This is a genomic window from Rhizorhabdus sp. P4_G5, assembly GCF_056401065.1.
Genome location: NZ_JBFUKB010000005.1, coordinates 229,981 through 251,867, shown reverse-complemented (window position 1 = coordinate 251,867; position 21,887 = coordinate 229,981). Strand labels below are relative to the sequence as shown.

Below are 21,887 nucleotides of genomic sequence, written 5' to 3'. Positions count from 1 at the left end.
CCGCCGAGGACGACTCACCGGGCGGGTCGGAAATCCAGCCCGATATCCGCCGCCGGTGCCGATTGGGTCAGCCGTCCGACCGAGATATAGGTGACGCCGGTCTGGGCGATGGCCTTGATCGTATCGAGTCGAACCCCGCCAGATGCCTCGGTCGGCACCCGGCCGCCCACCAGCGTCACTGYGCCCCGCAGAGTGGGCGGATCCATGTTGTCGAGCAGCAGATGGGTTGCGCCCGCGGCCAGCGCGGGCTCGATCTGGTCGACGCGATCCACTTCGACGATGATCCGCGCGATGCCCGCCGCGACAGCTCGCCGCACCGCCTCGCCGATGTCGCCGGCGACGGCGACATGATTATCCTTGATCATCGCCGCATCGTCGAGCCGCATCCGGTGGTTGGTGCCGCCGCCCATCCTCACCGCATATTTCTCCAGTACGCGCAGCCCGGGAATCGTCTTGCGGGTATCGAGCAGCGTGGCACCGGTGCCGCGGATCGCGTCGACATAACTGCCCGTCAGGGTAGCGATGCCCGACAGATGCTGGACCGTGTTGAGCGCCGAACGCTCGGCGGTGAGGAGTGCGCGCGCCTTGCCTCGCAACCGCATCAGTGCGCCGCCCTTGGGAACGCGCACGCCGTCCTGCACCAGCGTTTCGATCGCGACCTGGGGATCGAGCGCGCGGAAGAAGGCCTCCGCCAGCGGCAAGCCGGCGACGCTGATCGCGTCGCGGCTTGCCATCTCCCCCTCGAACAGCGCGTCCGCGGGAATGGTCGCGGTGGAGGTGATGTCGCCGCCCTGCCCCATGTCCTCGGCAAGCGTGGCGCGGACGAAGTCGTCGAGGTCGAAACCGGGGAGGCTAAAGGTCATCGGCTCTATCCTGCGTCATCCCAGCGAAAGCTGGGATCTCGCTTCTTCTGGGTCGGTAAGGCAAGGAGATCCCAGCTTTCGCTGGGATGACGATGCGACGCTATAGCTTGGGCCGCCCCACGTCCGGCCCGGACAACCCGCCGGTCATCTCCAGCATCCGGTCGAGCGAACGCTTCGCAGCGATCCTGGTGGGCTCGTCGACCTCGATCTGCGGGGTGAGGTCGCGCAGCGCCAGATAGAGCTTCTCGAGCGTGTTCAGCGCCATATAGGGGCACATGTTGCAGTTGCAGTTGCCGTCGGCGCCCGGCGCGCCGATGAAGCGCTTGTGCGGCGCCGCCTTTTCCATCTGGTGGATGATGTGCGGCTCGGTTGCGACGATGAAGGTGTCCGCATCCGTGTGAAGCACATAATCGAGGATACCGCGGGTCGACCCGACATAATTGGCATGGTCGAGGATGTGGACCGGGCATTCCGGGTGCGCCGCAACCGGGGCGCCCGGATGCTGCGCCTTCAGCTTGAGCAACTCGGTTTCGGAAAAAGCCTCATGGACAATGCAGCTGCCTTCCCAGAGCAGCATGTCGCGACCGGTCTTGCGGGCGAAATAGCCGCCGAGGTGGCGGTCGGGAGCGAAGATGATCTTCTGGTCGGCGGGCAGCTGCGACAGGATCGTCTCGGCCGAGGACGATGTCACGATGATGTCGCTGTGCGCCTTAACGGCAGCCGAGCAGTTGATGTAGGTCAGCGCCAGATGATCGGGATGCGCGGCGCGGAAGCGCGCGAACTCCTCGGGCGGGCAGCTGTCCTCGAGGCTGCAGCCGGCGTCCATGTCCGGCAGGATCACGGTCTTCTCCGGCGACAGGATCTTGGCGACTTCGGCCATGAAGCGCACGCCGCAGAAGGCGATGACCTCGGCGTCGGTCGCCGCGGCCTTACGCGACAGGTCGAGGCTGTCGCCTACGAAATCAGCCAGGTCCTGGATTTCTGGAGTCTGGTAATAATGGGCGAGGATGACGGCCTTGCGCTCCTTGCGCAGCCGATCGATCTCGGCGCGCAGGTCGAGGCCGGCGAGGCTTGTCAGGGGGGCGTTCATAGCATGCTTCTCCAGGGGCGGCTCAGCCCGCCAGGCTCCATGTTGCATCATCGCGGCGGACGAGGCGGCGCGTCTCGAGATCGATCAGATGGGCGAGCACGGACAAGCCCGCTGCGGCGTGCAGGCGCACATCGACCCCGACATACATCTCCTTGACCATCTCCGGGACCCCGGTCGCCTGCTTCGCCAGCAGCCGCATGATCTGGCCTTCGCGCTGCTTGCGATGGCCGATCAGGCCACGCACGAAGCGGTGGGGCCGATCGATCGGCTCGCCATGCGCCGAATAATAGACTTCGTCCTGTTGCCGGCTCATCAGGCGCTCGAGACTCTCGAGATACTGGGCCATGTTGCCATCGGGGGGCGACACCACGGTGGTGGACCAACCCATCACATGGTCTCCGCTGAACAGCGCCTTGGCCTCGCGTAGCGCATAGCAGATATGGTTGGAGGTATGCCCGGGCGTGTGCAGCGCCTCCAGCGTCCACCCGTCGCCCTCGATGAGCGCGCCGTCGCGCATGGCATCATCAGGAATATAGCTGTGATCGAACGGCGCATCAGCGCGCGGACCGCTGTCATCCACCACGACGGGCGCACAGCCGATGATCGGCGCTCCGGTGCGCGCCTTGAGCTCGGCCGCCGCCGGGCTATGATCGCGATGGGTGTGGGTGCAGACGATCGCACGAACCCGCGCACCATCGATCGCCGCCATGATCGCGTCGACCTGCCCGGGCAGATCCGGCCCCGGATCGATCACCGCGACATCGCGCGTGCCGACCAGATAGGTCTGCGTACCAGTATAGGTGAACGGCCCCGGATTTGCCGCGAGAAGGCGGCGCACCAGGGGGTGCTGCGTCTGGGCAATACCTGCAACCTGTTCGCTCATGCTCGCCATGTGGCACCGCTCGCCACCGATGTGAAGGGGACGGCGACGGCTCGATTTAATTCCTTTTCCCAATCAGGCGCGCAGCGCCTGCTCCGCCGACCGCGCCGCCACTGCTTCCGCCGGGAAATCGCTGAACAGGCCATCGACGCCATGACGGAAGAAGCGTCGATATTCAGCGGCTGCATCACCATGGCCGCCCTGATCCTCCCCTTCGTGATCACCCGCGGCAAGGAAGATGTTCTCCTGGCGGAACGTCCAGGCATGGACGAGCAGACCAGCGGCATGGGCATCGTCGACGAGCGCGGTCGGCGCCAGCGCGTGGCCGGTCGCGTCGCGCGGTTCGATCAGCAGCTTTGCCGGGCCGATCGCATCAGCATAGCCGGCGATCGCCTGCAGGCCGGCCGGCGTGGTCATCGCAGCGACGCCAAGGCCACTGCCAGTCTCGACCTGGTCAAAGGGCGGCTCTTCCGCGTCGATCAGCTGAACGAGGCGCAACTTCGTCATCGTCCGCAGCGCCTTGAGGTTACTCACCTCGAAAGACTGGATGAACACAGGATCGCCGGCCCCGGCGAATCCTTCCCGTGCCAGCGCGTCCAATAGCGGCCGTTCCATCGGCTTGCCCAGCGAGGCGAAATAGGTCGGATGCTTGGTCTCGGGGTAAATGCCGACCGGGCGCTTGCTGGCCTGGACCAGGGCCAGTGCCTCATCGAATGTCGCGATCGGCTCGTCGACCCATAATGTGTTGGCGGGGCGCAACTGCGGCAGCCTTTCCCGCGCCCGCAGCGTCTTCAGCTCGGCGAGGGTGAAATCCTCGGTGAACCAACCCGTGACGAGACGGCCATCGATTGCCTTGCTCGTCCGTCTATCGGCGAACTCCGCATGATCGGCGACATCCGTCGTCGTCGATATCTCGTTCTCATGGCGGATGACGAGGACGTCGTCCTTCGTCATCACCAGATCGGGCTCGATGAAATCCGCGCCCTGCTCGATCGCGAGGCGGTAGGCGGCGAGCGTATGCTCCGGCCGCAGGCCCGAGGCGCCGCGATGGGCGATGATGATCGGCCGGGCGGAGCCGGCCGCAGCCATCGACTCAGGCGTGGGCGATGCCCTTCTCCTCAAGCAGGTCGGCCAGTTCGCCCGCTTCGTACATCTCCATCATGATGTCCGATCCGCCGATGAATTCACCCTTCACATAGAGCTGCGGAACCGTAGGCCAGTCCGAATATTCCTTGATGCCCTGGCGAATGCTCTGATCCTGCAGCACGTCGATCGTCGCATATTCGACACCGAGATGCTCGAGGATGGCAATTGCCCGGCTGGAGAAGCCGCACTGCGGGAAGAGCGGCGTGCCCTTCATGAACAGGAGAATGTCGGCCGAATTGACCGCCGTTGCGATACGGGCCTGAACGTCGTCACTCATGATCTGCTCCTAGTCGGGGATAGCCGTGGTGAGCTGAAGCGCGTGGAGCACCCCGCCCATCCGGCCACCCAAAGCTTCGTAGACACGCTGATGCTGCCGCACGCGCGGCAGGCCGCGAAAGCTCTCGCTCACCACCCGCGCCGCATAGTGATCGCCGTCGCCAGCCAGATCCGTGATCTCGATCAGCGCGTCAGGCAGCGCCGCCTTGATCATCGCCTCGATCTCGCCTGCAGCCATTGGCATCGTCTATTTGCCTTCCATCAGCTGGCGGCGCGCCTCGACGGTCTTGTTCTCCAGCGCGGCGCGGATGCGCGCATCGTCGATATCGACGCCGGCCGAGGTGATGTCGCCGAGCAGCTTGCGGATGACGTCCTCGTCGCCGGCTTCCTCGAAATCCGCCTGGACCACCGATTTTGCATAGCTGTCGGTTTCCTCGGCGGTGAGCTTCATCAAGCTTGCCGCCCAGTGGCCGAGCAGCCGGTTGCGCCGCGCGGTGATGCGGAACGCCATTTCCTGGTCATGGGCGAATTTGCTCTCGAAAGCCTGCTCGCGGTCATCGAAGGTTGTCATCACGTCCCCTGCTCACCGGTGGTTCGAATTCAGATAGGCACGGCACGACCCGCGCGCAACTGCGCAATCCTTGGAAAGCGGCTGTACTAGAGCCAAGGGCGATCGGCCGTCATCCGCGCCTCGAAGGCCGAGATCGCTACATCCCGGGCCAGGGTCATGCCCACCTCGTCAAGACCGTTGAGCAGGCAATGCTTGCGGAAAGGGTCTATCTCGAAGGAGAAGCGATCCTGGAACGGCGTCGTTACCGTCTGATGTTCGAGGTCGACGCTGATCGGATGGGTCCTGGCGACCTCCATCAGGCGATCCACCGCGGCCTGCGGCAGCACGACGGTGAGTATGCCGTTCTTGAAGGCATTGCTGGAGAAGATGTCCGAGAAACTTGGCGCAATGACCGCATCGACGCCCATGTCGTTGAGCGCCCAGGCGGCGTGCTCTCGGCTTGACCCGCAGCCGAAATTATCCCCTGCGACCAGGATGTTCGCACCCGCATATTCGGGATCGTCAAAAATGTTGCCGGGCTGCGCGCGGATCGTCTCGAACGCGCCGCGGCCGAGGCCCTGGCGCGTGATCGTCTTGAGATAATGCGCCGGAATGATCACGTCCGTGTCGCAGTTTTTGAGACCAAGCGGAAAGGCGCGGCCCACAATTTCACGGATCGGCTTCATCATTCGGCTCCCTGCGGAAAGGCTGGCAGCTTGGCCACGTCACGCGGATCATGCTGGATGATCGCCACCGCCTTCAAGTCCTTGGCCATCGTGCGAAAGCGTGCCATCGCCGCGACGGATGCCGCGCGGTCGGTGTTGAATGGCGGCACGCCATTGCTGTCCAGATTTTCGTGGAAATGCGCAACATCGCCCGACAGCAACACGGTCCCGGTCTTCGGCAGCTTCACCAGCAATCCATGATGGCCGGGGGTATGCCCCGGCAGACTTATCATGATGACGCTGCCATCGCCGAAAAGATCCTTGTCGCCCTCGACGCCTTCGACCTTGGCGCCCGGCGCCAACCAGGGCGCCAACGGCTTGCCGACGCTGTCCTTCTCACGCGCGATGGCGAGATCGCCTGCCCCGATCACCAGCTTGGCCTTGGGAAAATCCGCCGCCTGTCCGGTATGATCGAAATGATAGTGGCTGATCCCGATCAACCCGATCTGCTCGGGCTTGAGGCCGAGTTGCGCCAGCTGCTCGACGATCGTCTTTCCCAGAGTCGGGCTCATCGGCTGCGACGAGTCGTTCGGCTTGTCGCCTGTGCTGGCCGGCAAACCGGTGTCCCACAGCATGTAGGCGTCGCCGTCCTTGATCAGATAGCAACTCGAAACCAGGTCGCGATGCTGCCCCGGATAAGCGTTGCTGTCCGAAAAGACGTTGAGCTGATTGACATGCACCGTCCCGCAATCGAGCCGCCATAGCTTGTCGACCGTACCCTGGACCTTGCCCGCCTCTGCAGCACCCGCCATCAGCAGCGCAGCCAGCAGCAGCCGCTTCATTCGACCAGCTCCAGCGTGCGAACATCGGCGAGATGGCCGGCCACAGCAGCAGCAGCAGCCATTGCCGGCGAGACGAGATGCGTGCGCGATCCCGGGCCCTGCCGGCCGACAAAGTTGCGATTGGACGTGGACGCGCAGCGTTCGCCCGGCGGCACCTTGTCGGGATTCATCGCCAGGCACATCGAACAACCCGGCTCGCGCCATTCAAAACCTGCGTCGAGGAATATGCGATCCAGCCCCTCCGCCTCGGCTTGGCGCTTGACCAGGCCGGAGCCCGGCACGACCAGCGCCTGACGGACATTCGGCGCGACATGCCGGCCGCGCAACACCGCTGCTGCGTCCCGCAGATCCTCGATCCGGCTGTTGGTGCAACTGCCGATGAAGATATGCTCGACCGGCACATCCTCCATCCGCGTGCCCGGCGTCAGCCCCATATAGTCCAGCGACTTCTGCGCCGCGACCTGCTTGGACGGGTCGGCGAAGCTGGCAGGATCGGGCACCACCCCGGTGATCGCCACGACATCCTCGGGGCTGGTGCCCCATGTCAGGCAGGGGGCGATATCGGCGGCGTCGATCACCACCGTCTTGTCGTATGTCGCGCCCGCATCGGTGGGAAGGCTGCGCCACCAGGCGACCGCCTTGTCCCAATCCGCGCCCTTCGGCGCCATCGGACGGTCCCTGAGATAGGCGAAGGTGGTCTCGTCCGGGGCGATCAGGCCGGCGCGCGCGCCGCCCTCGATCGCCATGTTGCAGACGGTGATCCGCCCCTCGATCGACATCTCACGGAACACGTTGCCGGTATATTCGATGACGTGGCCGGTTCCCCCGGCGGCGCCGATCGTGCCGGTGATGTGGAGGATCACGTCCTTCGGGGTGACGCCCCGGCCCAGGACGCCCTCGACGCGGACTTCCATCGATTTGGAGCGGGCGAGCAGCAGCGTCTGCGTGGCCATGACATGCTCGATCTCCGACGTGCCGATCCCGAAGGCCAGCGCACCGAGCCCGCCATGCGCCGCGGTGTGGCTGTCCCCGCAAACGATCGTCGTGCCTGGCAGCGAGAAGCCCTGCTCGGGGCCGACGACGTGGACGATGCCCTGCTCCGCGGCAACCGCGTCGATATAGGGCACGGCGAAATCGGCGACGTTGCGCTCCAGCGCGGCAAGTTGTCCCGCCGATTCGACGTCGGCGATGGGCAGCCGATGCCCGGCAGCATCGAGGCGCGCAGTGGTCGGCAGATTATGATCCGGCACCGCCAGGGTAAGATCCGGCCGGCGCAGCTTGCGGCCGGCGACGCGCAGCGCCTCGAACGCCTGCGGGCTGGTGACCTCATGGACGAGGTGGCGGTCGATATAGATCAGGCAGGTGCCATCGTCGCGACGCTCGACGACGTGCGCGTCCCAGATCTTTTCGTAAAGGGTGCGGGGCTTGCTGGACATGGCCGCCGATCTAGCCATCGCCGCGACAATGTCAAAGCAGAGAGGCAATGGGCGATGGAAGTTGGACTATCGCCTGGGCCCGAAACGCCGCTGCCCGGCATAGGCCGGAGCCCGCGCCTTGGTACGCGGCCGCATGCCGCGGGCGATACCGAAGCCCTCCGACAGGCAGTCCATTGGATAGACGATCGCCCCGGGTCGCACCAGCGGCAGGCCAACAAACTTGGCGAGTGCTGATTGGAACGTGACGCGGCCTTAGCTGAACACGACCGTCGTTGTGCCGTTCATCAGCACGCGATCCTCCAGGAAGGCGCGCACCGCGCTGGCAAGCACGCGGCGCTCGATATCACGTCCTTTCCGGACAAGGTCGTCCGGGGTGTCGCGGTGACTCACCCGCTCGGTGTCCTGCTCGATAATCGGACCCTCGTCGAGATCCGTCGTCACGAAATGGGCGGTGGCGCCGATCAGCTTCACGCCGCGGGCATGGGCCTGGTGATAGGGCTTTGCGCCCTTGAAGCCGGGCAGGAAGCTATGGTGGATGTTGATGCAACGGCCGCTCAGGAAGCGCGCAAGGTCATCGGACAAGATCTGCATATAGCGGGCCAGCACCACCAGGTCGGCGCGGCTTTCGATGGCGATCGCCTTGATCCCTGCTTCCTGTGCCGGTTTGTCGGCCTTGCCGACGGGCAGGAAGTGGAAGGGAATATCGCCAAAATCGAGGTGCGCGTAGGTTTCGCGCGGATGATTGGAGATAATGCCGACCGGCTCCATCGCCAGCTCGCCGATCTTCCAGCGATAGAGCAGGTCGGCGAGGCAGTGATCGAACTTGCTGGCCAGCAGCAGGACTCTTTTGCGCGCCGCCGATGCGCGGAAGCGGTGATCGAGACCGTGATCGGCCGCGACGGGCGCAAAGCCCGCCTCGAGCTGGGCGATCGTCGCCCCTCCAACAAGCGAGAACTCGACCCGCATGAAGAAGCGGCCGGTGAGCAGGTCGTCGAACTGCTGCGCCTCCAGGATATTCGCACCGTGCCGCGCCAGCGACGTCGACACCGCAGCGACAATGCCCGGATGATCGACGCAGGACAGCGTCAGGATATAAGTCTCGGCCACAACAGTTCCCCTTGCGGCCCCTTGGTCGCGCCGAGCCGATTGGCGGTGCGCATCGACAGCGTCAAGCGACATGCTATTCCCGCTGCGCGGCAAGTGCCTCCATGGTCAGCTCGCGCACGATGGACCAGGCCGCATAATCCCCCTCCTGGAGCGTCAGCCATGCGGCGCTGAGCACCGGCAGGCCTAGCGAGCCGGCGAGCCCGCCCAGACGATGGCCATAGATCCGCGCCTCGGCGCCGGCGTCGATCATCCGGACGGCCTCGGACAGGCCGGCATACAGCCGTGCGATCATCGCCTCTGCCTCATACATGCCAAGCAGCCCCGCCAGACCGGCCTGCGGCGGGATCGCAGCGGTGCGCTCGGCACCAAGCCAGCGGCGGACGAGGCCAGCAAGCTCGGCCGCCCGAAAGTCGCGGCACAGCATGCCATCAAAGCCTCTCCGGGCCAGGGCGGGCGGAAGATCGGGCAGGCGCTCGCGCGTTAACGCGATGATCGGTACGTGCGACTCGCATCCGGCCGCCGCTGCGCGGAGCTCCGCGACGGGCCGCTCATCATCGCGGTCCGTCTGCTCGTCGAGCAGGACCATGTCGTAGCATCGCGCCCGCACAGCCTCGATCGCGGCGTCCTGTGTCGAGGCGCGGTCTACCTTGCCATCGGGTGCGATAACGGCGGCGATGATCCGCTGATGGGCGGTCGAGCCGTCGGTCAGGAGGATACTGTAGTTTTGCATGATGTACCGTCGGCCTAAGACAATAGTAGAAGGAGCAGCAACATAGATCGTTAAAACATTAGCCCCCGCGCATTGCGAAAGGAAATGGGCAACAGGAAAGTCCGGAAAGTTCCGGGGGGAGAGGATCACCGGAGGTGTCGGGAGAATGATCGGGAGGATCTTGATTGCGGACGATCATCCGCTCATTCAGGAAGCGGTTCAACTTGCGTTAGGCGCACGCCATCCGGGCCTGTCCTTCGATGCGGTCGGGACGATCGCGGAAGCTGTTGCGGTTATCGCGCAGCACTCCGATTACCGGCTGCTGCTGCTCGACTATGAATTGCCCGATTCGAACGGGTTTGGCGGTTTCTTCCAACTCCAGCATCTGCTCGGCAGAACGCCGATAGCAATCCTCTCGGCTCATGACGGCGCTCAGATGGTGTCGACCGCCCAAGCGGTCGGGGCTGTCGGCTTCCTTTCGAAGCGTCAGCCGCTCCAGGCTACCGTCGCTGGAATCGAGCTCATCCTGAATGGCGGCAGGATATTCCCTCCCTCGCCTGGCCCGGACGCGCATACAGACATGCTGCGTAAGCGCCTCGAAAGCTTGTCGGTCGCGCAGCGGCGTGTCCTGCTCGCTCTCGCGGGCGGCGATCTCAACAAGCAGATCGCGGGCGATCTCGGCATATCCGAAGCCACCATCAAGGCGCACCTGTCCGCCATCTTCCGGAAACTGGGCGTGACCAACCGCACCCAGGCAATCCTTTTGATGCGCCCCCTGCTGCAGCCTTCATGACCACAGCGCGGCCCGGGCATCCACGGATACAACCCACTTGGTGGCAGGTTGCGATCCTGACAGCGCTGGGGCCGATGCTGCTCGCATCCGTGGCGCTGTGGCTCGGGGCCGAAATCCGGCGCGGCGAGCAGTCCGCACGCGCAACCCAGGAGTCGTTCGAATATCACCGCGAGCTGGAACTGCTTTTCTCGCTGCTCAAGGATGGAGAAACCGGACAGCGCGGCTATCTGATCAGCGGCGATCAAGCATTTCGCGAGCCTTATGAGCGAGCGCGGCGCAATCTGGAGGGGCAATGGGCCCGGGTGGCTCGCCTGACGCCCCGCCAGGGCGCCGACGCCGCCGACTTGCGGCGCCTGAGATCCCTGATCGACGCCAAGTTCCGTGAGATGCAACTGCTGATCGAGCTACGCGACCGTGCCGGGCTGGAGCCGGCAGCCGCACAATTCAGGCAAGGGACCGGCAAACGGCTGATGGATTCGATCCGCACCGTGGTTGCGGGAATGGAGCAACGCGGAAGCCGGCAGCTGGCCACCTTGCAGCAACACGAGGCGAACCGCGCGGCCCGCAATCACCATGTGCTGTGGGCGAGTATCGCCGCGGTCGCACTGCTCGCAGCGATACTCGGCTTCCTGATCGGCCGGGGCATGCGGCTTCATCATGTCCTTTCGCTCCAGAACGCAGAGGCCGCCACCCGCCGGCGCGCGATCTTCGAAAGCGCCACCGATGCGATCATCACCATCAATCCGAGCGGCAGCATCGAGAAGATGAATCCTGCAGCGGAGCGCATGTTCGGCTATCGTGCCGAAGAACTGCTGAGCCGCGACATATCGGTCCTGGTGGATATTGCACCTGGCGAAGGGCCGTTCCTGGACCGGATCGGCTTCGACCAGGGCGTCTTGCGCCGGACCGAGCTCATCGACGTTTCGGGGCATGACAGCCAGGGCGAACTGGTGTCCGCCGACATAACCCTCGGCGTGATGCAGCTTGCCGATGGCGTCCACATAGTAGCGGTGCTGCGCGATGCCGCGAGCCGAAAGGAAATCGACCGGCTCAAGGACGACTTCATCTCGACCGTTAGTCACGAACTGCGCACGCCGCTAACTTCCGTGGTCGGTTCGCTCGGGCTGCTACGCAGCGGCGCCGTCGGCAAGCTTCCCGCGCAGGCGCAGCGGCTCGCCGAGATCGCCGAGACCAACAGCCAGCGGCTGATCCGCCTGATCAATGACATCCTCGACATCGACCAGATCCGCAAAGGCCGAATGGCGTTCGACTATACGGTCATGGATCTTCGCGAGGTCATGACCAAGACGGTGCAGGCGATGCAAGGCCTGGCCGATCGCCGCGACATCCGGATCGACCTGCGCATGCCCGATGCATCGGTGAAGGCTTGTGCGGATACCGACCGCCTCGTGCAGGTGGCGAGCAATCTCCTGTCGAACGCGATCAAATTCTCCAGCGTGGGATCGACGGTCATCTTCGAACTGCTCAGGGGCGTCGACGATCACATCGTCCAGGTGACCGACAGCGGCCCCGGCATCGACCCCGACTTCGCCAAACATATCTTCAACCGTTTCGCGCAAGGGGCGCGTCCCGACAAGCAGATGATTGCCGGCACCGGCCTTGGCCTCGCCATCTCGCGGGAGATCATCCGCAACCATGGCGGCGAGATATCCTTCGAGAACCGCAGGGAAGGCGGTGCCCGCTTCGCCTTCAGCGTGCCGCGCGACAGCGCCCATGTGGCCGATGGCGACCGCTCCACGCGATTGCTGATCTGCGAGGACGATGCCGATGCCGGCTATACGATCCAGTCGATCCTGAGCGCGCACGGCTATGCCAGCGATCTCGTGACGACCGTGCGGGACGCCATCGCCCACGCGCGATCCCAACCTTATAGCGCCGTGCTGCTCGATCTGACGCTGGCCGATTCCGACGGCATGGAAGTCATGCGGGCGCTGGGCGCCGACAAGGAAACACGGCGCCTGCCGGTCATCATCATCTCCGGCATGCCCGCGCAGCACGACATCGACGCGGAAGCCTATGTCGGCTGGCTTCAGAAGCCCTTCGACCCGCCGCGCCTGATCCAGCTTATCCAACGCGCCGTCCGTCGTTCGGGCGAGCGCAAGGCGGTGATCCTGCATGTCGATGACGATGATGATACCCGCGAGCTCTTCTCGGCTGCGCTCGCCGGGCGCGGCGCGCTGCTTGGTGCCGCCACGCTCGCCGCTGCCCGCTCTATCGTCACGACTCGCCGGCCCGACGCGATCATACTCGACCTCGGCCTGCCCGATGGTTCGGGCCGGGAGCTTCTGGAGCAGATCAGGAAAACCGATCCGGCGCTTTCGATCATCGTCTATTCGGCGCAGGAGGTCGATGCCACGACTCGATCACTCGCCGATGCCGTTGTCGTCAAGTCGCGCCGCGCCCTACCCCGGCTGGCATCGACAGTGCTCGAGATGATCGACCGACAGGCGCCAACCGGATGAAAGACTCACTCTCCATCCTCTATATCGATGACGAGCCCGACATCCGCCTGATCGTCGAGATGTCGCTGAAACTGAGGCCCGACATCGAGGTGCGCGCCGTCGCGTCGGGCGAGGAGGCGATGGCGATGCTGCAAGGCGGCGGCTGGCGCCCGGATCTGGTCATGGTCGACGTGATGATGCCGGGGATGACCGGGCCGGACCTGCTGGTTGCGTTGCGCAACCAGCCCGATACCGCAGCTCTGCCCGTGATCTTCGTGACGGCCCGCGCGCGTCAGCAGGATATCACCCAATATGTCGCGCTAGGTGCCAAGGGCGTGATCACGAAGCCGTTCGACCCCATCCGGCTGGCGGATCAGGTGATCGCACTCGCGCAGTAAGGGTCGTTGCGGCGGGATTACGGCCCTGCCAGCGCCGCCAGCGCCGCCGTGATATGCGCGCGGCTGTCGCTGTCGCGGGTGATCTCGAGCATCGCGCTCAGGCTGCCGCGCGCGTCCTCGATCCGCCTTTCCGATAGCTGTAGCCGGGCAAGATCCCACCAGCCCTGTCCGTTCGACGGGGCTACCTCGACCATCCGGCCATAGATGACGAGCGCCCGTCGGGTGTCGCCGTCGCGCTCGGCGCGGGTCGCCTGGTTGAGCAGCAGTCGCACGAGCACGCCGCGGTTCGTCATCGACGCCAGATGCGTCTGACCCACGGGCGCCTCCGGGCCGAGCATCCGGCGGATCATGTTCATCAGCGCGATCGGCGTTACCGTCGCGCCTCGATGAAATGGGTCGATGACCACCGAATCTTCCGGAGCGCCGATCCGCACCAGGACATGCCCCGGCGTGTTCAGCGCGTCCGCATCCCATCCCAGCCGCCGCGCCATTGCAACGTAGAGGATCGACAAGCTGACAGGCAGGCCCTTCCTGCGGTCGAGCACGCGGATCATGTCTGCATTGAGCGGCGCGTCATAGGTCTGGATGTCGCCGCAGAGGTCATGCCGTCCGCCGAGAATGGCGGCCAGGATCTCCGCCTGCTTGACACCCGTATCGCAATTTTCGCGTGCGGCCGCCTCCCGCACGTCCGCTTCGATGGCAGCGAGCATCGTGACATAGGCATCGAGATCGACGCCGGCATGGTCGAGCGCGCTCAATTCGAGCGCAGCGATGTCGAGCGCGATATCCTCGTCGTCGAGCAGGCCGAGATGGGCGATGGAAGCAATCATATCGTGAGATTAGCCCTCTGCGCGGTGAATGAACAGGAATTGACGTGGTCCGATCGCCTAACGGCCGACTCCACATCGCGCTCCGTCGTCTCCGCGCAACCTGGTCGCGAGGAGTGCTCCACCGAAAAATCGTACGATTATGAGCCTCTAGGTAGAAAAGCCGGTTTGAGGCTTAACGCGGCTGCGTTAAGCTCTGCTATCGGGCGCGCCTGCCCGACCGTTGACGAACCTGTCTGCTCAATGGGCCGCTTGGCTCCCTTGGCAACGAACGGCTCCAGAAACGTGGGGCTTAGGAACGTAGTCGAGGAGCGGGAGTTTTATTTTGATGAGTCGTAACGAGGAACAGCCGGCGCTGCCGAAGCTGATTGTCGGTATTGGCGCCTCCGCGGGCGGTCTCGAGGCCTTCAGGACATTTTTCGCGCACCTGCCGCCAGATAGCGGGATGGCGTTCGTCCTGGTGCAGCACCTCTCTCCCGATCATGAAAGCATGCTGGCGGAAATATTGGCGAGGGCCGCACCGATTCCGGTAGTCGAAGCCGAGCACGGCCTGCCGTTGGAGCCCAACCGGGTTCATGTCATTCCGCCGGATGCCACCCTGACCATCGAAAACGGCCACCTTGTCGTCGTCAAACCCGCGCCGCCCAGGGCGACCCGTCGACCGATCGACAGCTTCTTCGCCTCGCTGGCGCAGGATCAGGGCGATAACGCCGTCTCGATCGTCTTGTCGGGCGTGGGCAGCGACGGATCGGTCGGCCTTGCCGCCGTCAAGGAGTCCGGCGGCCTGACCATCGCGCAGGCCGGGTTCGATCATCACGCCATGGCGGGCATGCCGCACAGCGCGACAGCGACCGGCCTGGTCGATTATGTGCTGCCGGTCGAAGAGATGCCGGCCAAGCTGATCGAGTATCGCGATCATCTGGCGCTCGTGGCCGACCGCAAGGACGACGACGGCACGCGAACCGATGCCGCAGAGCACCGCGCGACCGTATTATCCATCCTGCGCGCCAAGACGGGGCATGACTTCGCAAATTACAAGACCAAGACGGTCACCCGACGCATTCAGCGCCGCATGCAGGTGCTGCAGGCAGACACCGTTCCCGCTTATATCAAGCACCTGCGGGACGACCCGGCGGAGCCGGAGATGCTTTTCCGGGATCTCCTCATCGGCGTCACCGAATTCTTCCGTGACCCCGAGGCATTCCAGGGCCTTGCCGCCGCGATCGAAGCCATGCTGCAACGCGGCGGAGCGAGGCAGTCCCTCCGAATCTGGGTACCGGCCTGTTCGACCGGAGAGGAAGTTTACAGCCTCGCCATTACCATCAGAGAACTGATCGATGCGCACGGCGCCAATCCGGACGTGCAGATTTTCGGCACGGACATCGACGACCACGCGATCGAGTTCGCGCGGGCGGCGCGCTACCAGCGCATTACCGGGATTTCACCCGAGCGGCTGAAGCGCTGGTTCTTGGAGGAGGAGGGCGCATATTTCCCGATACGGCAGATCCGCGGGATGTGTGTCTTCTCGGTCCACAACGTGACGAAGGATCCGCCTTTCTCCAGGCTCGATCTCATTTCCTGCCGCAACCTGATGATCTACATGGACAGCGAGCTCCAGGATCGCGTGTTACGGACATTCCACTATGCCCTGAAGGCCGACGGTCTCCTGTTCCTCGGATTGTCCGAGGGTGTCAGCGGGCACGCCAAGCTGTTCGCGCACCAGGACAAAGCCGCGCATATTTACCAGAAGCGCAACGGAGACGCGGCGTTCCCCGCGATGCCCATACCCACACTCGACCCGGCCGCGCCTGATCGCCTTGCGGGTAAGTCGGGCCGCACAGGCGGCGACCGCATCGATCGCGGCGTCCGTGCCGCGCTGGCCAAATACTCGCCCGTTTTCCTGGTGGTCGATCGCAACCACAATATCGTGCGCTACTCCGGCGGGGAGGCCGCTCGGTATCTGGAGCCAGCCGCCGGCGCCGCGAGCCTCAGTCTCCAGTCCAATTTGAGGAAAAGCCTGCGGCTCGTTGTCCGCACGGCACTCCAGACCGTGGTCAAGACCGGGGAGGGAGTGGTCGTCGACAATGTGCCCGTCCTGATTGACGGCCAGCAACGCCTGCTGAGCGTCATCGTCGAGCCGGTGGAGGACGCGGGCAGCGATGGCCTGCACGTCATAGCCTTCCAGGACATGCGCACGAGCGCCCAGGAGCCGCCGCCGCCGGGGGACGGAGGCATCCGCAGTCCGGCAGCCCTCGCCGCCGAGCAGGAGCTTCGAACGACTCGAGCGCAGTTGCAGGCGACGATCGCCGATCTCGAAACCGCGAACGAGGAGATGAAATCCAGCGCGGAGGAATATCAGTCGGTCAACGAGGAGCTGCAATCGACCAATGAGGAGCTGCAAACCTCGAAGGAGGAGATGCAGTCGATCAATGAGGAGCTGCAGACGGTCAACGCCGAGATGATGGCGAAGAACGACCTGCTCTCCAACCTCAACAGCGACCTGCAGAACCTGCTCAACAGCACCCAGATCGCGACGATATTTCTCGACGAAGACCTGCGAATCAGGAATTTCACGCCCGGCATGTCGGAGATCTTCAGCCTCAGGGAAAGCGACCGGGGCCGGCCGCTGACGGATATCGTCAGCCTCCTCGCCTATGACGACTTGCGGCGCGACACCGCCAGGGTGTTGCGCGAACTGACCGTGCTCGAACGCGAGCTCGAACTGCACGATCGCGGCGCGTCGTTCGTCATGCGCATCCGCCCCTATCGCAGCGTCGAACGGGTGATCGACGGCGTCGTCATCACCTTTGTCGACGTGACCGACCGCAGGAAGGCCGAGCGCGCCCGGAGCGTCAGCGAGCGCCGCTTTGCCGCGATCGTCAACCAGGCGGCGGTGGGCATCACCGAGACAGACCTTTCCGGCAGGTTCCTGATGACCAACGCCGCTTATCAGCGAACGGTCGACCGTACCGGCGAAGAGTTGCTGCGGCTGCGTCGGCGTGAGATCGTTCATCCAGACGATGTCGATGCCCTCATGGCCAAGTTCGACCAGGCGGCGAGCGATGGAGAGATTTTCGAGGCGGAGTACCGCCTCGTGCGGCCGGACGACACGCCCATATGGGTGCAAGCCAGCGTTGCGATAATCGCAGACGACGAGGGGCGCACCAGCGGCTTCATCACCGTCACATTGGAGATCGAAGAACGCAAACGCGCCGAGGCGCAGGCCGAACTGCTGTTGGGCGAGCTCGACCACCGGGTGAAGAATATCCTGGCGATCGTGTCCTCGATCGTAGCCCAGACACTTCGCGCGGATCTTTCTCCGGAAGAGTTTGCGACAACGATCGAAGGCCGGATCGCGGCGATCACCCGCGCGCACAGTAGCCTAACAAGTCACGGTGCAGGGGGCCCCGGCACCCTGCGCAACCTCATCAATACCGAACTCGCGCCCTATCGCGGTCGAGACCTGCAGATCGAGGGTCCTGAGCTGGTGCTCACCCCCAAGGCGGGGCTGTCCGTGGCGATGGCGATCCACGAGCTGGCCAGCAACGCGGTGAAATATGGATCGTTGTCCGACCCCAATGGCCAACTCGCGGTCAAATGGGTGGTGACGGACGGTTCCGATCGCCGGCTGAAATTGAGCTGGACAGAGACAGGCGGCCCGCCCGTGGCCGGCATACCTTCGAAGAGGGGTTTCGGCTCGACGGTGATCGAGCGTTCACTGAGCTACGAATTCGACGCCGACGTTGCTCGCGATTTTGCGCCGAGCGGTGTGATCTGCACGATCGACCTGGCGTTCACGCCGGAGGTGGGCGAACTCCGCCCCTCATCGCAAAGGGCGGTTGATGGCTAGGCGCATCGCCGAAGGCTGCCGGGTCCTCGTCGTCGAAGACGAGATGTTCATCGTGCTGGCGATCGAAGACGCGCTGTTCGACCTCGGCGTAGAGGTGATCGGCCCGGCGGCCCGCCTCGACGCCGCAGTACGGCTTGCCCGGGAACCATATATCGACGCCGCCATCCTGGACGTCAACATCCGGGGCGGAACCTCCTATCCCATCGCGGACATCCTGGCGGAGCGCGGAATCCCGTTCCTGTTTTGCAGCGGCTATAGCGAATGGGCGCTCGAAGAACGGCATCGCGATCGCCCCCGCCTGACCAAGCCCTACAGCGCGAAGGAACTGGAAACCGGGGTATTGGATTTGTTAGGCGCGCCTCCCCGCTGATCTCCCGAAAACCCACTGGGAGTTGCGCCGTGCGCAAGGACGGCATCACACGCGCAACCGGAGAAACGTCATGTCCACGCGGGAGATCATCGCAATCGGCGGCTCGGCGGGATCGATCGAAGTTATCCGCCGGATCTGCCGCGAACTGCCCGCGGACCTGCAGGCCTCGCTCTTTATCGCGGTTCACGTCGGTGCCCTCGGCCAGAATCACCTGGCCACCATATTGGACAGCGGCGGCCCACTTCCGGCAAGCACGGCGACCGATGGCGAAGCCGTCGAGCGCGGCCACATCTATGTGGCGCCGGCCGACCATCATCTGGTGATCGATGACCGCACCGTGCGCCTGGGTCGCGGGCCGCGCGAAAACATGTCGCGACCGGCGATCGATCCGCTGTTTCGGTCGGCTGGCATGAGTGCCGGACCCCGGGCGGTCGGCATACTCCTCTCCGGGATGCTGAACGATGGCGCCTCAGGACTGGCGGACCTCAAGCGCTGCGGTGGGGTGACCGTCGTCCAGAGCCCGCTCGATGCCGCCGAAAGCGAGATGCCGAGAACGGCGCTCCTCGCAAGCGACATCGACTATCGGGCACCTGCCAGCGGCCTCGCCGATCTCATCGGACGACTGATGCGGGAAGAACCCGGACCAGACATCATCCCACCGCCCAGCGTGGCGATCGAGGTTGCGATCGCGCTGGGGCGGCCTTCCGATAGCAAGACCATAGCCGAGATAGCTGATCCGGCTCCGCTGGCATGTCCCGGCTGCGGGGGCACATTGTCGCAGATCAGACGCGCTCCGTTACGCTTTCGCTGCCAGGTCGGGCACGCCTATACTGCCGAGGCGCTGGCTCATGAGCAGGAAAGCTCGGTCGACGAGTCCTTTCGCATCGCCCTCCGCGTCATCGGCGAACGCGTGGTTCTGATGGAAAAATTGGGGCTGGACGCGCTGCGGGCAGGACGAACCGCCGCAGCCGCATCCTTCGAGGAGCGTGCTGAAGAATATCGTCGTTCCGCCGCAGTGCTGATGGAAGCCGCGCTTAAAAGATAGCGAACTCGTCGGCCAGCATGTGCGCCGACGGGGTTGCCTCACCAAGCTTCGGGTGTGAGAAAACGGCTTCGAATGCTTACGCGCGAAACTGGCTGGGGCGGCAGGAGCCTACACCCAGATTTTCTGCCCCAGCGACATCAGCGGCTTAGCCAATCAAGCGTAGCCTGTGATGAGGTCCATTGTAGCAACCTGACGTAGCACAACTCAAGCGGTAGCATCGCACGATCGGGTCGGACGGTCTCGCCGTGCTCGCCATCAATCTCTGCGTGGGCACTGCTGCATGCGAAGTTCGAGAAACGGTGCGCACAGACTATGAGCGCAGGTCCAGCTCGAGTTTGACCCCGAACCGACTTGCCCTCCAAAAGGACCAATCTGGCCACAAATCGTGACACTTATGCAACAGACAGTAGAGATTCGACGCCCAAATGCCCTCGGGACGCCGCCGAGGGCCCCACCCTGCTGCACGAAATGCCGCGAAAACGCTATATGTGTAGGCGACGGCCTCAGCCGTTGCGCCCTCTAACCTGGAGAAGCGCAAATGCCTTCCAACACTACGATCACCTTGCCCGAGCCGGCTATGGCCGACACGGTCACCACTGCGGCCTATTTCAGCGATTATGCCTCGTCGACCTCGATACGCTCGGTAATGACTGCTGCGGCTCAGATTGGCCGCGTCGCACCAGCGCTCACGGCGGAGGAAAAGCTCCTTCGCCTTATGCTTGGGCACGGATCCCCACTGATGGAAGTTCGGACAGTTGCTGAAAGCTTGCTAAACAGCCCGGTGCCGACGAGCCCGCTCGCCTTGAAACTTGAAAAGCTCACCCGCCTCGCAGCAGGAAAGCGTCATAGCTCCCAGCACCCGATGATCCCGGCATTTTTGGCAGCCCTCAACAAGATGAATGTGGCCTGCGAGGCCTGCGCGGATCCTTATTGGGCCGATGATGTTCCGAGCCGATGCCTTGCGGCTGCCAAACGCCTAACGCGCGCGATCGAGTTTATCCAAACCCTCCGACCGCACAGCATCCGACATCCGTTTACAAAGAAGGTGCTGCTCATCCAGCGACAGAGTGCAATCGGAGCAGTCGTAAATGTCGCTGCGTTCCGCTCGGCCCTCAGAGACCTTCGAAAGGCGGCACATCACACGCCCTATTTCGAGGCGAACGATCCAAGGTATCAGGTCCGTTCAGCCTATCTTGAACTGATCCGGTCCTATCTCCGCCACGGCCCTGATCGGGAAACGTGGCGCAACACCAGTCTCCTGATGTGCTTCAGTTCGCCGGAGAGGCCCGCGCACACCATCTTCAAGGCGGTCCCAGCTGATGAGGTAGAATCTCTCAAAGCGGCGCTGAAGGAGTCGTGGTCGGCAGAGGCCGCCTAGCGCGAGTCTGTAGCCGCGTGAGTACCGGGGTGCGGATCGAGTGCCGGTCCGCACCATCCATCCGCCCTCGCCGCACAGCGCCCCCTCATCTCCCGGGATAGCCGCCGAAAGATGCAATGCTTTGGTGGCGCAATCGATAAGGATTATTATGTCTGAATGGTACCGTTTCCCTGCCTATGACCCCGGCGACGAGATCTACACCGGATTTACAGAACAGGACGCACGCCCTCATGTCTTCATTCTAAAGCATTGCAGGCGGCGTGGCTCGGGCGATACCATGCCCACTTACGGAGCCTCGCATGCTGGCGTCGCCGATTTCGAAAAGGTCCACGCCGCAGCGGAATTCGCCGTAGCCAATGGGCTGAGTCTCGACACCCATGTGACGATCAAGTTCGACCTGTTGGGTCTGTTCGATGCTGCGGAAATTCAGCAGGAACTGACTCGCTTTTTAAAATGCTATCACGCTTGGGGTCAGGAACGAAATTACCCCACGGCCTGGATATATGGAATCGAGGCAAGTGAAGACGGAGAGCGTCACCACGCGCATATTGCACTCCATGTGCCTGGTAATCTCAAATGGGCAGGCTCTTTCCCGCCTCACGAGCATCCTCGAAAGCTCTTTGCGGAGTGGGCGCAAGGATATGTGAAGCGACATTTCGGGATAGCGGTACCGCGCGCCATCCGCGTTAGATTTGGGCGCGACCAATCGATCATCAACCACTGGCGCGTGGTCAGCTATCTCCTCAAAGGGTATGAACGAATGGAGCTTGTGCAGTCGGCGCGAACGACGCCCGATCGCAAGCCCGTTTACCTCCGAGATCTAATGCCGTGGCCATACGCAAATCCGGGAAAAGTTGCGCTAAAATGTCGGTTTAAAGTGTCTCATAATCTCGGCCCGAAGCAACGGGCCATGGGCTTGGTGCCCGAACAGTACCACCGCCTACCGCAGCGGTTTAACCCGGCAGCCATTCAAGTTTCGCTGTCAGACGACAAACCGACTGCGCCGTCTTTTCTGCCGGTGCCGCGCCCCTTCAGGTCAACGTTCGAAGACGGGGTGCGCGACGTCCGATATCTCTATCCTCCAGAGTTTTACCGGATCATTGCGCGTCAAGAGGCATTTCCCCCACCCGTGGCACCCCCGCCGCCCGCGCAATGCCTAACCTGCCAGCTTCGCGCTATGGCGACCTAGCTAGGCAGCTT

At 63.8% G+C, this 21,887-nt stretch carries 21 protein-coding genes; 8 read left to right on the top strand and 13 right to left on the bottom strand.

Going from position 1 to position 21,887, the window contains the following annotated elements:
- Window positions 1–14 precede the first annotated feature (14 nt).
- From nadC to AC1DQK_RS10970, 12 genes are all read right to left on the bottom strand, one after another.
- Entirely contained in the window at window positions 15–863 is an 849-nt protein-coding gene (gene nadC / locus AC1DQK_RS11025) for a carboxylating nicotinate-nucleotide diphosphorylase (RefSeq protein ID WP_477870363.1), read from the bottom strand.
- A 100-nt stretch (window positions 864–963) separates the two neighbouring features.
- On the bottom strand, window positions 964–1,953 hold the full coding sequence (nadA, locus tag AC1DQK_RS11020; RefSeq protein WP_477870361.1) for a quinolinate synthase NadA: 990 nt from the start codon (window positions 1,951–1,953) through the stop codon (window positions 964–966).
- A gap of 22 nt (window positions 1,954–1,975) precedes the next feature.
- Window positions 1,976–2,845 carry an MBL fold metallo-hydrolase gene (locus tag AC1DQK_RS11015; RefSeq protein WP_477870359.1) on the bottom strand — a complete coding sequence of 290 codons (870 nt, stop codon included), beginning with the start codon at window positions 2,843–2,845 and terminating at the stop codon, window positions 1,976–1,978.
- Between the two features lie 63 nt (window positions 2,846–2,908).
- Window positions 2,909–3,922 carry a glycerophosphodiester phosphodiesterase gene (locus tag AC1DQK_RS11010; RefSeq protein ID WP_477870357.1) on the bottom strand — a complete coding sequence of 338 codons (1,014 nt, stop codon included), beginning with the start codon at window positions 3,920–3,922 and terminating at the stop codon, window positions 2,909–2,911.
- 4 nt (window positions 3,923–3,926) lie between these two features.
- Entirely contained in the window at window positions 3,927–4,256 is a 330-nt protein-coding gene (gene grxD, locus AC1DQK_RS11005) for a Grx4 family monothiol glutaredoxin (RefSeq protein ID WP_477870355.1), read from the bottom strand.
- Between the two features lie 9 nt (window positions 4,257–4,265).
- A complete protein-coding gene (locus AC1DQK_RS11000; RefSeq protein WP_477870353.1) occupies window positions 4,266–4,499 on the bottom strand; it encodes a BolA/IbaG family iron-sulfur metabolism protein in 234 nt (77 codons plus the stop codon).
- A 3-nt stretch (window positions 4,500–4,502) separates the two neighbouring features.
- Window positions 4,503–4,826, bottom strand: coding sequence for a DUF1476 domain-containing protein (locus AC1DQK_RS10995; RefSeq protein ID WP_477870351.1), 324 nt, complete (start codon window positions 4,824–4,826; stop codon window positions 4,503–4,505).
- An 86-nt stretch (window positions 4,827–4,912) separates the two neighbouring features.
- A complete protein-coding gene (leuD, locus tag AC1DQK_RS10990) occupies window positions 4,913–5,491 on the bottom strand; it encodes a 3-isopropylmalate dehydratase small subunit (RefSeq protein WP_477870848.1) in 579 nt (192 codons plus the stop codon).
- Window positions 5,491–6,312: an N-acyl homoserine lactonase family protein gene (locus tag AC1DQK_RS10985; protein ID WP_477870349.1), complete on the bottom strand. Its 822-nt coding sequence runs from the start codon at window positions 6,310–6,312 to the stop codon at window positions 5,491–5,493. The genes leuD and AC1DQK_RS10985 overlap by 1 nt, the downstream gene beginning before the upstream one ends.
- Window positions 6,309–7,748: a 3-isopropylmalate dehydratase large subunit gene (gene leuC, locus AC1DQK_RS10980; RefSeq protein WP_477870347.1), complete on the bottom strand. Its 1,440-nt coding sequence runs from the start codon at window positions 7,746–7,748 to the stop codon at window positions 6,309–6,311. The genes AC1DQK_RS10985 and leuC overlap by 4 nt, the downstream gene beginning before the upstream one ends.
- Before the next feature lie 252 nt (window positions 7,749–8,000).
- The gene (gene purU, locus AC1DQK_RS10975; protein WP_477870345.1) at window positions 8,001–8,855 is read right to left on the bottom strand and encodes a formyltetrahydrofolate deformylase; all 855 of its coding nucleotides are present in this window, start codon (window positions 8,853–8,855) and stop codon (window positions 8,001–8,003) included.
- Between the two features lie 73 nt (window positions 8,856–8,928).
- Window positions 8,929–9,585 carry a response regulator gene (locus AC1DQK_RS10970; protein WP_477870343.1) on the bottom strand — a complete coding sequence of 219 codons (657 nt, stop codon included), beginning with the start codon at window positions 9,583–9,585 and terminating at the stop codon, window positions 8,929–8,931.
- Between the two features lie 145 nt (window positions 9,586–9,730).
- Here AC1DQK_RS10970 and AC1DQK_RS10965 point away from each other — a divergent pair, with 145 nt between their 5' ends.
- The 3 genes from AC1DQK_RS10965 to AC1DQK_RS10955 all read left to right on the top strand — a co-directional run bounded on the left by AC1DQK_RS10965 (window position 9,731) and on the right by AC1DQK_RS10955 (window position 13,217).
- Complete coding sequence (locus AC1DQK_RS10965; protein ID WP_477870341.1) at window positions 9,731–10,357, top strand: response regulator transcription factor; 627 nt, start codon at window positions 9,731–9,733, stop codon at window positions 10,355–10,357.
- Window positions 10,358–10,431: 74 nt separating this feature from the next.
- Window positions 10,432–12,840, top strand: coding sequence for a hybrid sensor histidine kinase/response regulator (locus tag AC1DQK_RS10960; protein WP_477870338.1), 2,409 nt, complete (start codon window positions 10,432–10,434; stop codon window positions 12,838–12,840).
- A complete protein-coding gene (locus tag AC1DQK_RS10955; protein WP_477870336.1) occupies window positions 12,837–13,217 on the top strand; it encodes a response regulator in 381 nt (126 codons plus the stop codon). Before AC1DQK_RS10960 ends, AC1DQK_RS10955 begins: the two co-directional genes overlap by 4 nt.
- A gap of 17 nt (window positions 13,218–13,234) precedes the next feature.
- On the opposite strand, the gene AC1DQK_RS10950 is transcribed toward AC1DQK_RS10955, so the two are convergent.
- Window positions 13,235–14,047 (bottom strand): SirB1 family protein, encoded by an 813-nt coding sequence (locus AC1DQK_RS10950; RefSeq protein WP_477870334.1) that lies wholly within the window; start codon window positions 14,045–14,047, stop codon window positions 13,235–13,237.
- A 325-nt stretch (window positions 14,048–14,372) separates the two neighbouring features.
- Between AC1DQK_RS10950 and AC1DQK_RS10945 the strand changes: the two genes are divergently transcribed.
- The 5 genes from AC1DQK_RS10945 to AC1DQK_RS10925 all read left to right on the top strand — a co-directional run bounded on the left by AC1DQK_RS10945 (window position 14,373) and on the right by AC1DQK_RS10925 (window position 21,876).
- Complete coding sequence (locus tag AC1DQK_RS10945) at window positions 14,373–17,894, top strand: chemotaxis protein CheB (RefSeq protein ID WP_477870332.1); 3,522 nt, start codon at window positions 14,373–14,375, stop codon at window positions 17,892–17,894.
- A 43-nt stretch (window positions 17,895–17,937) separates the two neighbouring features.
- Window positions 17,938–18,264: a response regulator gene (locus tag AC1DQK_RS10940; RefSeq protein WP_477870330.1), complete on the top strand. Its 327-nt coding sequence runs from the start codon at window positions 17,938–17,940 to the stop codon at window positions 18,262–18,264.
- A gap of 70 nt (window positions 18,265–18,334) precedes the next feature.
- Entirely contained in the window at window positions 18,335–19,309 is a 975-nt protein-coding gene (locus AC1DQK_RS10935) for a chemotaxis protein CheB (protein WP_477870328.1), read from the top strand.
- Between the two features lie 577 nt (window positions 19,310–19,886).
- Window positions 19,887–20,687, top strand: coding sequence for a hypothetical protein (locus AC1DQK_RS10930; RefSeq protein WP_477870326.1), 801 nt, complete (start codon window positions 19,887–19,889; stop codon window positions 20,685–20,687).
- A 148-nt stretch (window positions 20,688–20,835) separates the two neighbouring features.
- Window positions 20,836–21,876, top strand: a complete 1,041-nt coding sequence (locus AC1DQK_RS10925; RefSeq protein WP_477870324.1) for a hypothetical protein — start codon at window positions 20,836–20,838, stop codon at window positions 21,874–21,876.
- Window positions 21,877–21,887: the final 11 nt, after the last annotated feature.